This window comes from Streptomyces nojiriensis (assembly GCF_017639205.1).
GTDB classification, from domain to species: Bacteria; Actinomycetota; Actinomycetes; order Streptomycetales; family Streptomycetaceae; genus Streptomyces; species Streptomyces nojiriensis.
Genome location: NZ_CP071139.1, coordinates 3,166,413 through 3,178,305, shown reverse-complemented (window position 1 = coordinate 3,178,305; position 11,893 = coordinate 3,166,413). Strand labels below are relative to the sequence as shown.

General features: G+C 71.9%; 11 protein-coding genes. 5 read left to right on the top strand and 6 right to left on the bottom strand.

Translation table 11 applies throughout. From position 1 onward, the window contains the following. Positions 1–10 precede the first annotated feature (10 nt). From efeB to JYK04_RS14755, 5 genes are all read right to left on the bottom strand, one after another. The gene (gene efeB / locus JYK04_RS14775; protein ID WP_202186058.1) at positions 11–1,300 is read right to left on the bottom strand and encodes an iron uptake transporter deferrochelatase/peroxidase subunit; all 1,290 of its coding nucleotides are present in this window, start codon (positions 1,298–1,300) and stop codon (positions 11–13) included. A 32-nt stretch (positions 1,301–1,332) separates the two neighbouring features. After that, positions 1,333–2,487 carry an iron uptake system protein EfeO gene (gene efeO, locus JYK04_RS14770; RefSeq protein ID WP_189736542.1) on the bottom strand — a complete coding sequence of 385 codons (1,155 nt, stop codon included), beginning with the start codon at positions 2,485–2,487 and terminating at the stop codon, positions 1,333–1,335. A 405-nt stretch (positions 2,488–2,892) separates the two neighbouring features. Beyond that, positions 2,893–3,732, bottom strand: coding sequence for a heme ABC transporter ATP-binding protein (locus JYK04_RS14765; RefSeq protein WP_229875176.1), 840 nt, complete (start codon positions 3,730–3,732; stop codon positions 2,893–2,895). Continuing rightward, positions 3,729–4,739, bottom strand: a complete 1,011-nt coding sequence (locus tag JYK04_RS14760; protein ID WP_189736653.1) for a FecCD family ABC transporter permease — start codon at positions 4,737–4,739, stop codon at positions 3,729–3,731. Before JYK04_RS14760 ends, JYK04_RS14765 begins: the two co-directional genes overlap by 4 nt. Positions 4,740–5,050: 311 nt before the next feature. Further along, the gene (locus JYK04_RS14755; protein ID WP_189736540.1) at positions 5,051–6,118 is read right to left on the bottom strand and encodes a heme/hemin ABC transporter substrate-binding protein; all 1,068 of its coding nucleotides are present in this window, start codon (positions 6,116–6,118) and stop codon (positions 5,051–5,053) included. Between the two features lie 61 nt (positions 6,119–6,179). Here JYK04_RS14755 and JYK04_RS14750 point away from each other — a divergent pair, with 61 nt between their 5' ends. From JYK04_RS14750 to JYK04_RS14730, 5 genes are all read left to right on the top strand, one after another. Continuing rightward, entirely contained in the window at positions 6,180–7,589 is a 1,410-nt protein-coding gene (locus JYK04_RS14750; RefSeq protein WP_189736538.1) for an HtaA domain-containing protein, read from the top strand. Between the two features lie 49 nt (positions 7,590–7,638). Then, on the top strand, positions 7,639–9,069 hold the full coding sequence (locus tag JYK04_RS14745; RefSeq protein WP_189736536.1) for an HtaA domain-containing protein: 1,431 nt from the start codon (positions 7,639–7,641) through the stop codon (positions 9,067–9,069). Positions 9,070–9,089: 20 nt separating this feature from the next. After that, positions 9,090–9,755 (top strand): PhzF family phenazine biosynthesis protein, encoded by a 666-nt coding sequence (locus JYK04_RS14740; RefSeq protein WP_189736534.1) that lies wholly within the window; start codon positions 9,090–9,092, stop codon positions 9,753–9,755. An 86-nt stretch (positions 9,756–9,841) separates the two neighbouring features. After that, on the top strand, positions 9,842–10,159 hold the full coding sequence (locus JYK04_RS14735; protein ID WP_189736532.1) for a hypothetical protein: 318 nt from the start codon (positions 9,842–9,844) through the stop codon (positions 10,157–10,159). Between the two features lie 128 nt (positions 10,160–10,287). After that, positions 10,288–10,935: a biliverdin-producing heme oxygenase gene (locus JYK04_RS14730; protein ID WP_189736530.1), complete on the top strand. Its 648-nt coding sequence runs from the start codon at positions 10,288–10,290 to the stop codon at positions 10,933–10,935. Positions 10,936–11,028: 93 nt separating this feature from the next. Here JYK04_RS14730 and map read toward each other — a convergent pair whose 3' ends face one another. Beyond that, positions 11,029–11,886, bottom strand: coding sequence for a type I methionyl aminopeptidase (gene map, locus JYK04_RS14725; protein ID WP_189736528.1), 858 nt, complete (start codon positions 11,884–11,886; stop codon positions 11,029–11,031). Between the last annotated feature and the right edge of the window lie 7 nt (positions 11,887–11,893).

Sequence of the window (11,893 nt, the reverse complement as noted above, 5' to 3'; positions counted from 1 at the left end):
CCGGCGGGGACTACGCGAACAGCGTCCGGCCCCACCAGTCGTCCTTGTCGCGGACGCCCGGCGGGACGGCGAAGACGGCCGAACCCACGTGCTGGATGTATTCGTTGAGGCCGTCGGACTTGGCCAGATTGCGCTGGATCGGGATGAAGCCCTTGCGGACGTCGCGCTGGTAGGCCAGGAAGAACAGGCCCGCGTCCAGGCGGCCCAGTCCGTCCGTGCCGTCGGTGAAGGAATAGCCGCGGCGCAGGATCGTCGCACCGTTGTTGGTGTCCGGGTGCGCGAGGCGCACGTGCGCCTCCGGCTTCATCGCCTTCAGGAACGGCTCTTCGCGCTCCTTGGACTTGCCGACCGGGGCACCTTCGCCCTTGTCGCGGCCGAAGATGTCCTCCTGCTCCTGGAGCGGGGTGCGGTCCCAGGTCTCGATGTTCATCCGGATCCGGCGCGCCACCAGGTACGAGCCGCCGGTCAGCCAGTCGCTGCCGTCGCCCGCGCCGACCCACACGTGCTTGTCCAGGGCGGCCTTGTCGGTGCCGGAGATGTTCCGGGTGCCGTCCTTGAAGCCCATCATGTTGCGCGGGGTCTGCTCGTCGGGGGTGGTCGACGAGGTCTTGCCGAAGCCGAGCTGCGACCAGCGCACGGCGACCTTGCCGAAGCCGATGCGGGCCAGCTGGCGGATCGCGTGCACGGCGACCTGCGGGTCGTCGGCGCAGGCCTGGACGCACAGGTCGCCGCCGGAGCGGGCCGGGTCCAGGTTGTCGCCGGGGAACAGCTCCAGGTCCACCAGCGCCTCGGGGCGCTTGCCCTCCAGCCCGAACCGGCCCTTGGCGAACAGGCCCGGCCCGAAGCCGATGGTCAGGGTGAGCCGGGAGGCCTTCAGGCCCAGCGCCTCGCCCGTGTCGTCCGGCGGGGCCTCCGGGAGGCCGCCGAAGCCGCCCTCGCCGACCGGCAGACCGGCCGTCATCAGCCGGGCCGCCACCGTCCACTCCTTGAGGAGCTTGACCAGTTCCTCGCGGTCCTTCGTCTTCACGTCGAAGGCCGCGAAGTGCAGGCGGTCCTGCACGGCGCTGGCGATACCGGCCTGGTGCTCGCCGTGGAACGGCACGGACGCCCCGGAGGACGCCGCCGACACCATGTCCGGGCCGCTCCCGAAGGCCGACACCGCACCGCCGGCCGCGGCGGCGCCGAGCGCGAACCCGGCCCCGCCCCAGCCCAGCACCGCGCGTCGTGAGGGCGCGGTCGAGGACTCGCCGACCGCCTGCTGTTCCGGCTGCGGCTGCGCCGCCGACTCCGACTCGCTCATCGTGGTCTCTCGCCTGCTTCCGTCTCTGCCGGTTACTTGGTGACCGCGGCGGCGAGCTTGGAGAGCGGCTCGGCGAGCGCGTTCACGCCGTCCGAGAGCTCCTTGCGCTCCGGCTCGCCGACCTTGTCGTACGAGGTGAACTCGTAGGTGGTCTGGTCGGCGCGGTACTTGTCCAGAAGGGTGTTCAGGGCCGCGAACTGGGTGTCGAGCTGCTTGACCAGCTCCGGGTCGTTCTTCGACGCGATCGGCTTGAGCAGCTCGTACGCCTTCTGCGCACCCTCGACGTTGGCCTTGAAGTCGACGAGGTCGGTGCGCGAGTAGCGCTCCTCCTCACCGGTGACCTTGCCGGTGGCGACCTCGTCGAGGAGCTCCTTGGCGCCGTTGGCGATCGAGGTCGGGGTGATCTCCGCCTGGCCGACCTTCTTCTGCCAGTCGGTCAGGTCCGTGATCAGGGTGTCGGCGAGCTGCTTCTCCCGGTCACCGATCTTGTTGTCGGCCCACAGGGCCTTCTCCAGGCGGTGCCAGCCGGTCCAGTCCTTCTCCAGGTCCTGGCCGGCCTCCAGGCCGTCCTCGCGGACGTCCACCTTCGGGTCGATGTCGCCGAAGGACTCGGCGACCGGCTCGGTGCGCTCCCAGCCGATGCGCGAGGTGGCGTAGAGCTTCTTCGCGCCCTCGATGTCACCGGCCTTCACCGCGTCCGCGAAGGCCTGCGCCTTGGGGAGGGTCTCCTCGGCCTGCGTGACCACGTACGCGCGGTAGGCGGCGACCGCGGCGTCCGCCTCGGGGCTGCGCTTCTCCTCGGCGGCACCCTTGCCGGTGACCTTGACCTTCTGCTTGATGCCGTCGCCCTTCATGCCGGGCTTGCAGACGATCTCGTATTCGCCCGCCTTGATCTCGGCGGTGATGGAGGCCTTGGTGCCGGGGCCGATGTTCTCGCGCTCGGTCACGATGCGGGCGTCGGGGAAGAGGACGTAGACCTCGGTGACCTTGGCGCCCTTGTTCTCGACGTCGAACTGCACCTTGCCGGCCGGGAACTCCGTCTTCGACACGTCGCAGGCACTGTCGGACGCAGCCACCTTGATCGCGTCGTTGCCGCCCGCGTCACTCTTCTGGGAGCAGCCGGTGACGGCGGTCAGTGCGGCCGCCACGGAGGCCGCGGCGATGACAGTGAGGCGGGCGGGGCGCATACAAGGGCTCCTGGCGTCGGACGAAGGGGCCGTCCCGAGGAGGGAAAGGCCGATGAGGCGGACCTAACTTAACCGAGGCTTACCTCACCCATACCCCCGCCTACCGTGATTCAGCTCATATGTTTGTGTCCCGGACACGGCGCTGTCACGGCACCTTCACGACAGTCCCATGGCACGGTCAAGCAGAAGTAAAGAGGGGGGTAGAATCGCAGTCCGAGCCGCGGTCCGAGCCGCGGTCCGAGCCGCGGTCCGAGCCGCGGTCCGAGCCGCGGTCCGAGCCGCGGTCCGAGCCGCGGTCCGAGCCGCGGTCCGAGCCGCGGTCCGAGCCGCGGTCCGAGCCGCGGTCCGAGCCGCGGTCCGAGCCGCGGTACGAGCCGTAGTCCGGGCCGGACGTCGGGCCGCGGGTCAGGCCCGTACCGGAATCACCAGCGGGGCCCCGGTGCGGGGGTGCGGGAGGACCTCCACCGGCTGCCGGTAGACCCGGCTCAGCAGCTCGCCCTCGAACACCTCGGCCGGCGGGCCGTCCGCGGCGATCCGCCCGTCGTGCAGGACGGCGGCCCGGTCCGCGTAGGCGGCGGCCAGCCCCAGGTCGTGCAGGACGACGACGACCGCGTCCCCGGCCGCCGCCCGCTCCCGGCAGATGCGCAGCACGAGCTCCTGGTGGCGCAGGTCGAGGGCGGCGGTCGGCTCGTCGAGCAGCAGCAGCGGGGCCCGCTGGGCCAGTACGCGGGCCAGCGCGACCCGGGCCCGCTCGCCGCCGGAGAGGGCGGAGAAGGGCCGCGCGGCGAAGTCCGCGACCTCGGTGGCGGCCATGGCGAGCGCCACCGCCTCCTCGTCGGCCTCGGCGAGCGGGGTGCCGGCCCAGGGCGCGCGGCCCATCCGTACGACGTCCTCCACCGGGAAGGGGAACGACAGCGCGGCCGACTGGGGAAGTACGGAGCGGCGCAGGGCGAGATCCGGGGCGCTCCAGTCGCCCACCGGGCGGCCGTCGATCCGGATCACTCCGGAGGCGGCGGGCAGGTCGGCGGCGAGTGCGCCCAGCAGCGTGGACTTGCCGGCACCGTTCGGGCCGACCAGCGCCAGCACCTCGCCGGCCCGGGCGGTCAGGTCGATCCCGGCGAGGACCTCGCGCTGCCCGAGCCGCAGGTGCAGGTCCACGGACTCGGCGACCACGTCGCCCGGGGCGGGGCGGGCCGGGACGGTCCTGCGGGAGCGGGTGAGCAGCCCGGTCAGCTTGCCGGTCACGCCCAGCCTCCTTGCTTGCGGCGGGTGCGGCGCAGCAGCCAGAAGAAGAAGGGGCTGCCGAGCAGTGCGGTCAGTACGCCGAGCGGGAGCTCGGCGGGCTGGGCGAGGGTACGGGCGGCCAGGTCGCCCGCGACCAGGACGACGGCGCCGGCGAGGGCGCTGCCGGGGACCAGGAAGCGGTGCCCGGGGCCGTTGGCCATGCGCAGCAGGTGCGGGACGAGCAGCCCGATGAAGGTGATGACGCCGGCCACGGCGACGGCGGCGGCGGTGAGCAGCGCGACGACCAGGATGAGGGAGAGGCGCAGCCGCTCGACGTCGATGCCGAGGTGGCGGGCCGGGCGTTCGCCGAGGGAGAGGAGGTCGAGGCGGCGGGAGTAGAGGGGGGCGATCACGAGGCCGGCGACGGCGCAGGGCAGGACGGCGAGGACCTTGGGCCAGGTGGCCTGGGCGAGGGAGCCGAGCTGCCAGAAGGTGATCTGGTTGACCTGTCCGCTGTCCGCGAAGAAGACGAACAGGCCGATGAGGGCGCCGGCGAAGGCGTTGACGGCGATGCCGGTGAGGATGAGGGTGACGACCTCCGTCTTCCCGCCGTTGCGGGAGAGGAGGTACACCGAGCTGACGGTGATCAGGCCCGCGATGAACGCGCAGACGGTGATGGTCCAGTTGCCGAAGAAGCTGAGGCCGAGGCCGATGGCGGCGACCGCGCCGACGGCGGCGCCGGCCGAGATGCCGATGACGCCGGGCTCGGCGAGGGGGTTGCCGAAGACGCCCTGCATGAGCGCGCCCGCGCAGCCGAGGCTGGCGCCGACGAGCAGGGCGAGCACGACGCGGGGGAGCCGGACGTTCCACAGCACGCTCTCGCCGACCCGGTCGAGGGGGGCTCCGCCGAGGCCGAGGTGGTGCCGGACGGAGGCGAGGACGTCGGTGAGGGGGATGTCGTACGCGCCGACTCCTGCGGAGAGCAGGGCGAGGAGGGCGAGCGTCCCCACGAGGGCGGCGGTGAGCAGGGCGGGCCTGCGGGTGCCGGTGCCGCTCCCGCTGCGTCTGCCGTCGCCGTTGCCGTCGCGGTCGCGGCCGCGGGGCTTTGCCGGGGCGGCGGTGGGGGCGGCGGTTCCGCCGGGGCCGGGCGCGCGCCGGGGCGTCTCCTCGGGCGCCGAACGTGGCGAGGGGTCGGAAAGCGCGGCGGCAGTGCGTTCGGCGCCCTGCGGGGATCGCCCCGGCACACTCCCGTCCCCGGCGGAACCGTGCGATGCCGCCGCGACTGCCGACTCGTTGGAGTCCGTCTCGGGAGCGGTCCTTGCTTCGGGGTCGTGGCGGGTCACCGCAGGCGGCCGTAGAGCTGGGTGACCAGGGAGGAGAGGACCTGGTCGGTGCGGGGGCCGTAGTTGAGGAGGACGCCGTCGTCGACCGTGACCACCCGGCGGTCCATGCCGGCCGGGGTCTGGGCGACGCCCGGGATCTTCACCAGGCCGTCGATGCCGCCGACCGATTCGAGGCCCTTGGACATGACGAGGATCGCGTCGGGCGCGGCGGCCGCCAGGGCCTCGCTGGTGATCGGGGTGAAGTCCTTGCCGAGTCCGGAGTCCTTGCCGGTGTCGACCGCGCCGGCCGCCTCCAGCAGTGAGGAGGCGCCGGAGTCCGAACCGCCCAGCAGGTAGACGGAGGCGGTGCCGCGCAGGTAGAGGAAGGCCACCCGGGGCTTCTTGCCGGAGGCGACCGGGATGTCCCTGCGGACGGTGGCGATCCGGTCGGCGGTGCGCTGGTTCAGCTGCGTGCCGGCCTCTTTCACGCCGAGCGCGGCGGCCACGGCGTCGATGCGCTTCGGGACGTCGTCCAGCCCCTTGGCGGGGGCGATGACCAGGAGCGGGATGCCGGCGTCGCGGATCTGCTGAACCGCTTCCGCGGGGCCGCTGGTGGTCTCCGCGACGACGAGGGTCGGGCGCAGGGACAGGACGCTCTCGGCGGAGACGTCGTGGCCGCGTGTCACCACCGGCAGCTGGGCGGCCTGTTCGAAGGTGGCCGTGATGTCCCGGGCGACGACCTGGTTGCCGAGGCCCAGCGTGTGGACGATCTCGTTGAGGCTGCCGCTCAGCGGGACGATCCGGTCCGCGGACGCGATCGTGACCTGCGTGCCGTCGGCCGAGGGCACGGTGACCGGCAGGGCGGGCTGTGGCGCCGGGAGCGGTTCCAGCCGGTCCGGGACCGCGGCTGCGGCGGGGGCGGATGAGCCCGGGGTGGTGGCCGTACCTCCGCAGGCCGTCAGTGCGAGTGCCAGTGCTGCCACGGCAACTGCGAGACGGGGAAAGCGGTGTGACGCGGCGGGCGTAGGCACGAAGGCACCGTCCTGATCGTCCGACTGAGGTTCTGGAGACCGGGGGGTGTTCATCCGGCCGTGGTTAGCTTAGGTTAGCCTAACCTTGCTCGCTAGACCTCAGGAGGGGGCATTCATGCCCGCAAGACCCGTCCGTGCGTTCGCCGTTGCCCTGTTGGCGGCCTTGCTGGGCGCTCTGCTCCCGGCGACCGCCGCCCAGGCGGGCACCGTGCAGGGGGGTCGTCTCGACTGGGGCATCAAATCGTCTTTCCAGAGTTATGTCACCGGTCCGGTGGCAAAAGGCGGTTTCAAGCTGAAGAGTGGCGCAGCCACCGTGGGCGGCAGCCTCTTCCGCTTCCATTCCGCGGCCGGCTCCTACGACCCCGACTCCGGAACCTTCGAGGCCTCCTACTCGGGCGGGGTGACCTTCCAGGGCCACCAGAAGCCCGACGGAGTCCACGAGTTGGACATGACCATCAGCCGCCCGACCGTCAAGATCTCCGGCGGCAAGGGCACCCTGTACGTGGACGTCTCCAGCAAGGCCAAGGACAGCGGCGCGGTCACCGACCAGTCGCAGGTCGCCTTCGCCGCGCTCGGCGTCGGCGGCATCAACATGAAGGGCGGCGCCGGCCCGCTGTCCCTCACGAACATCCCGGCCACCCTCACCACGGAAGGCGCCACGGCGTTCGCCGGCTACTACGGCGCCGGCACCCAGCTCGACCCGATCTCGCTCTCCGCCGACGTCAAGGCCGCCGCGGCCGCCGCGCCCGCGCAGTCGGCCACGGCGCAGCCGAGCGCCACCGCGCAGACCCCGCAGGCGGCGGGCGCCTTCGCCGACGCCGCCGTCGACTGGGGGGTGCGCCGTACCTTCCGCGAGTACGTCACCGGCTCCATCGGCCAGGGCAAGTGGGTCCTCGCCGAGGGCGCCCAGGACGGCGGCGCGCTGTTCCGCTTCCCGCAGGGCAAGGGCTCGTTCGACGGCGCGAAAGGCACCCTTGACGCGGCCTTCGCCGGTACGGTCCAGTTCACCGGCGCCCACCTGGACCTCACGCTCGGCAAGATGGGCGTGAAGGTGGAGAACGGCAAGGGCGTCCTGTCCGCGGACGTCACCACCGGCGGCGCGACGAAGAACGCCGTCCCGCTCGTGGAGTTCGACGCCAAGGGTCTGAAGACCGAGGGCAAGTTGGCCACCCTGACCGAAGCCCCGGCCACCCTCACCGAGGGCGGCTCCCAGGCCTTCAACTCCATGTACAAGGCCGGCACCGAGATGGATCCCGTCTCGCTCGCCGTCGCCCTGGATTCCACCGCCCAGCTGCCCGCCCTGCCCGACCTGGGCTCGACGGCCCCGCCCCCGCCCGCGTCCGCGTCCGCGTCGCCCTCCGCCGAGCCCGCCCCCGCCGCGCAGGCCGCGGAGCCCTCGAACACCGGGCTCTTCGTCGCCCTCGCCGTGGCCGTCCTGGCCCTGGCCGGCGGCGGCACCTTCCTGGTCGTGCGCAAGCGTCGTACGGCAGCCGCCTCGCCGGCGCCGGCCGACGCGCCCCAGTAGGCACCCCCTCCTTCCTCCCCTTCCCCTGTTCCTCCAGGAGTACCCAGCCATGTCGTCCATCCGACGCCCGATCTCCCTCGCGGCCGCGGTCCTGACCGCCGCAGCGCTCGGCGCCACCGCCTTCGCCCTGCCGGCCACCGCCGCGGGCGGCCCGCCCACCGACCCGGTGAAGATCACCGGCGGCACCCTCGACTGGGGCGTGCTCGCGAGCTACCGCACCTACGTGACCGGCATGGCCAAGGGCACCATCACCGTCGCGGACGGCGCCAGGCAGAACGAGGACGGCACCCTGCGCTTCGTCGAGCCCACCGGCGCGTACGAGCCGGCCAACGGGCACGTGGTGAAGGCGGCCTTCAAGGGCAGTGTCACCTTCTCCTCGCCCGCCCCGCCGACCGGCCACGGCTTCGAGGTCAAGCTCTCGGACATCCGGATCGACACCGGCACCAAGAAGCTCACCGCGGACGTCACCAAGGGCGGCGCGACCACCCAGGACGTGCCGATGGCCACCGTGGCTTTCGCCGGCCAGACGATGAACGGCCTGGCGACCACGCTCACCCAGGAAGCCGCGGACGTGCTCGGTTCGCCGAGCTACAAGGACAAGCCGGGCGACCCGCTCACCGCGAAGCTGGACCTCGAGAAGAAGCCCGACCCGGAGCCGACCCCGGAGAACACCACCAAGAAGCCGACCCCTCCTGCCGACGACACGCAGAAGGTGCTCAGCGGCAAGCTGACCTGGGGTGTGAAGGAGTCCTTCCGCAAGTACGTGCTGAGCGCGGGGTCGATCACCCCGGCCGGCGGCGCCGCCAAGAACGGCGACACCTTCGACTTCGCCTTCGGCAAGGGCGACCTCGACGTCAAGAAGCAGCAGCTGAACGCCTCCTTCCAGGGCAACCTGCGCTTCCAGTACGCGGCCCACGGCATCGACATGACCTTCGGCAGCCCCCGCGTCGAGGCCACCGGCAAGACCGGCACCCTCTACGTGGACGTCAAGAACGCCTCCGGCACCAAGGCGGGCCTCCGCTTCGCCGCGCTCGACCTGTCGAAGACCGACTACAAGACCAAGAACGGCGTCCTGGCGCTGAACGCGGTCCCGGCGGTCTTCACCGCCGAGGGCGCGGCCGCCTTCGCCAACGACACCACCGGCTCCATGTACAAGGCGGGCGACGCGATCGACCCGCTCACCTTCGCCGTGGCGGTGGACAAGGACGCCACCCTGCCGAGCACCGGCGGTACGACCGGTGGCTCGACGGGCGGTTCGAACGCCGGGACCACGGGCGGTACGGCCGGTGGCAGCACCGGCGGCACCACCGGCGGTACGGGCGGCACCGTGGGCGGCGGCTCCTCCACCGTCGGCGGCAACCTGGCCAACACCGGGGCCGAGATCCCGGCCGGGGCCCTGCTCACCACCTCCGGCGTGGTGATCGCGGCCGGCGCGGGCGCGGTGTACCTCGCGCGCAGGCGCCGTACGGCCCGGGTCTGAGCCGTGCTTCAATTTCCCGCGTGAACGATCTCGACGTGTTGAAGGTCTTCTGCGCGGGTGACGGCCGCTTCGGCAACCTGCTCGGTGTCGTACGCGACGGCCGGACCTGCCCCGACGACGCGTCGCGGCAGGCCCTGGCCGCCGAACTCGGCTACAGCGAGACGGTGTTCGTCGACGACCCCGAGCGCGGGGTCGTCGACATCCGCACCCCCGGCACGCGCATGTCCTTCGCGGGACATCCGCTGGTCGGGGCCGCGTGGCTGCTGGACATCGAAGAGCTCCAGCCGCCCGCCGGATCCGTATGGGCGCGTGACGACGGGGAGTTCACCTGGATCACGGCCCGCCCCGAGTGGGTCGAGGGCAAGCGCACCGAGCAGTACGGATCCGTTGCCGAGGTCGAGGCGCTGCCCGCCCCGCCGCCCGGCGAGGGCTGGTTGTACGCCTGGGCCTGGGAGGACGAGGCCGCGGGCCGCGTCCGGGCCCGGGGCTTTCCGCGCCGCCCCGACGGGATCATCACCGAGGACGAGGCCACCGGATCGGCGGCGATCCTGCTGACGGCCGAGCTGAACCGCGCCCTGAACATCACCCAGGGCGCCGGCTCCCAGATCCTCACCGCCCCCGGCCCGGACGGCACGGTGGAGATCGGCGGCCGCGTCCGTTTCGCCCCGGCCCCGGACAGGATCTGACCCACCCCTTCCTGGGTATCCCGTACAGGGGGAACTGAGTACGCCGGCGCTGACGCGGCCGGCGGGCGCCGCGGTGTGATGGCGTCATGACGAAGACTTCGGTGATCCGCCGCCCCGACGAGCGGCAGCGGTGGCTGCCGGTGGCGGCGCTCTTCACCGCGCTGGCGCCGGTGGCCGTGTGGTGCGGCCGGGCGAGCTCGTACCTGCCCGGGTTCCCGCCCGGGTTCGCCTACTTCTACGCCCTGCCGCTGGCGATGGTGGCCTTCACCTGGATTCCGCCCCGGACCGACGCGCAGCGCAGGCGGCGTCTTGCGCTGGGGAGCATCGGCTGCCTCCTGGCCTTCCTCTACCCCCACGTGGTCCTCGTCGGGTTGCTCGCGCTCTGGGCGCTCTCGGGCGGCTGACGCGGTCACGGGGCCGGATTTTTTACCGACAAGGCGTCGGGAACTCATTGACTTAGGCAAGCCTAAGTAGGAGGATCGGGCGTGACGGTGATGCCGTCACGCCTGTTTCCTCTTCCTGGAGGTCCGCCTTGGACGCCTTCTCTACGGTCATCCGCGTCGCCTCGCACGAGCAGCACACCGAGGCCGAGACGTCGACCTTCATGAGCGATCTGCTGGGTGGACGGCTCGGCGTGGAGGCGTACACGCGCTACACGGAGCAACTGTGGTTCGTGTACCGGGCCCTGGAGGAAGCGGCCGAATCCCTCAAGGACGACCCGGTGGCCGGCCCCTTCATCCAGCCCGAGCTCATGCGCGTCGCCGAGATCGAGCGCGACCTCGCCCACCTGGTCGGCCCGGACTGGCGCGAGAGCGTGGTGGCCCTGCCCGCGACGCGGGCGTACGCCGACCGGGTGGCCGAGTGCGCGGCGCAGTGGCCGGGCGGGTACGTCGCCCACCACTACACCCGCTACCTGGGCGACCTCTCCGGCGGCCAGATCATCCGCGACAAGGCGGAGCGCACCTGGGGCTTCGAGCGCAAGGGCGACGGCGTCCGGTTCTACGTCTTCGCGGACATCTCCAACCCGGCGGCCTTCAAGCGGACCTACCGCGAGCTGCTGGACGCCATAGCGGCGGACGACCTGGAGAAGCAGCGCATCATCGACGAGTGCAAGCGCGCCTTCGACTTCAACGGCGCGGTCTTCCGGGAGCTGGGCGAGGAGTTCCCGCTCAGCGCGTAGCCCTCGGGCAGTGCACGGGAAAACAGGGCCGGGCCCGGTGCACAGGTGCACCGGGCCCGGCCCCGTTCGCCTCCGTGGAGGCGGCCGGAACGGCTAGGGGAGGGTCAGGATTTCCGCGCCGGAGTCCGTGACCACCAGCGTGTGCTCGAACTGCGCGGTCCGCTTGCGGTCCTTCGTGACGACCGTCCAGCCGTCCTCCCACATGTCGTACTCGTGGGTGCCCAGCGTCAGCATCGGCTCGATGGTGAAGGTCATGCCGGGCTCGATGACGGTGGTGGCGTGCGGGCTGTCGTAGTGCGGGACGATCAGGCCCGAGTGGAAGGAGGTGTTGATGCCGTGGCCGGTGAAGTCCCGGACCACGCCGTAGCCGAAGCGCTTCGCGTACGACTCGATGACCCGGCCGATGATGTTGATCTGGCGGCCCGGCTTGACGGCCTTGATGGCCCGGTTCAGTGCCTCCCGGGTGCGCTCCACCAGCAGCCGCGACTCCTCGTCCACCTCCCCGCACAGGTAGGTCGCGTTGTTGTCGCCGTGCACGCCGCCGATGTACGCGGTCACGTCGAGGTTCACGATGTCACCGTCGCGCAGGACGGTGGAATCGGGGATGCCGTGGCAGATGACCTCGTTCACGGAGGAGCACAGCGACTTCGGGAAGCCCCGGTAGCCGAGCGTCGAGGGGTAGGCCCCGTGGTCGCACATGTACGCGTGGGCGACCCGGTCGAGCTCGTCGGTGGTCACCCCCGGCGCGATCAGCTTCGCGGCCTCTTCCATCGCCTGGGCGGCGATCCGGCCGGCGATGCGCATGGCCTCGATGGTCTCGGCGGTCTGCACCTCCGGTCCGGTGTACGGAGCGGGCGCGGGCTTGCCCACGTACTCGGGCCGGCGGATGTTTCCGGGAACGGAACGGACGGGAGAGAGCTCGCCTGGTACGAGCAGCGACTGGCCAGACATGCGAGCG

Bases quoted from the DNA above. Each gene is read 5' to 3' on its own strand.
- efeB (WP_202186058.1), bottom strand. From the start codon at position 1,300: ATGAGCGAGTCGGAGTCGGCGGCGCAGCCGCAGCCGGAACAGCAGGCG.
- efeO (WP_189736542.1), bottom strand. From the start codon at position 2,487: ATGCGCCCCGCCCGCCTCACTGTCATCGCCGCGGCCTCCGTGGCGGCC.
- JYK04_RS14755 (WP_189736540.1), bottom strand. From the start codon at position 6,118: ATGAACACCCCCCGGTCTCCAGAACCTCAGTCGGACGATCAGGACGGT.
- JYK04_RS14750 (WP_189736538.1), top strand. From the start codon at position 6,180: ATGCCCGCAAGACCCGTCCGTGCGTTCGCCGTTGCCCTGTTGGCGGCC.
- JYK04_RS14745 (WP_189736536.1), top strand. From the start codon at position 7,639: ATGTCGTCCATCCGACGCCCGATCTCCCTCGCGGCCGCGGTCCTGACC.
- JYK04_RS14735 (WP_189736532.1), top strand. From the start codon at position 9,842: ATGACGAAGACTTCGGTGATCCGCCGCCCCGACGAGCGGCAGCGGTGG.
- map (WP_189736528.1), bottom strand. From the start codon at position 11,886: ATGTCTGGCCAGTCGCTGCTCGTACCAGGCGAGCTCTCTCCCGTCCGT.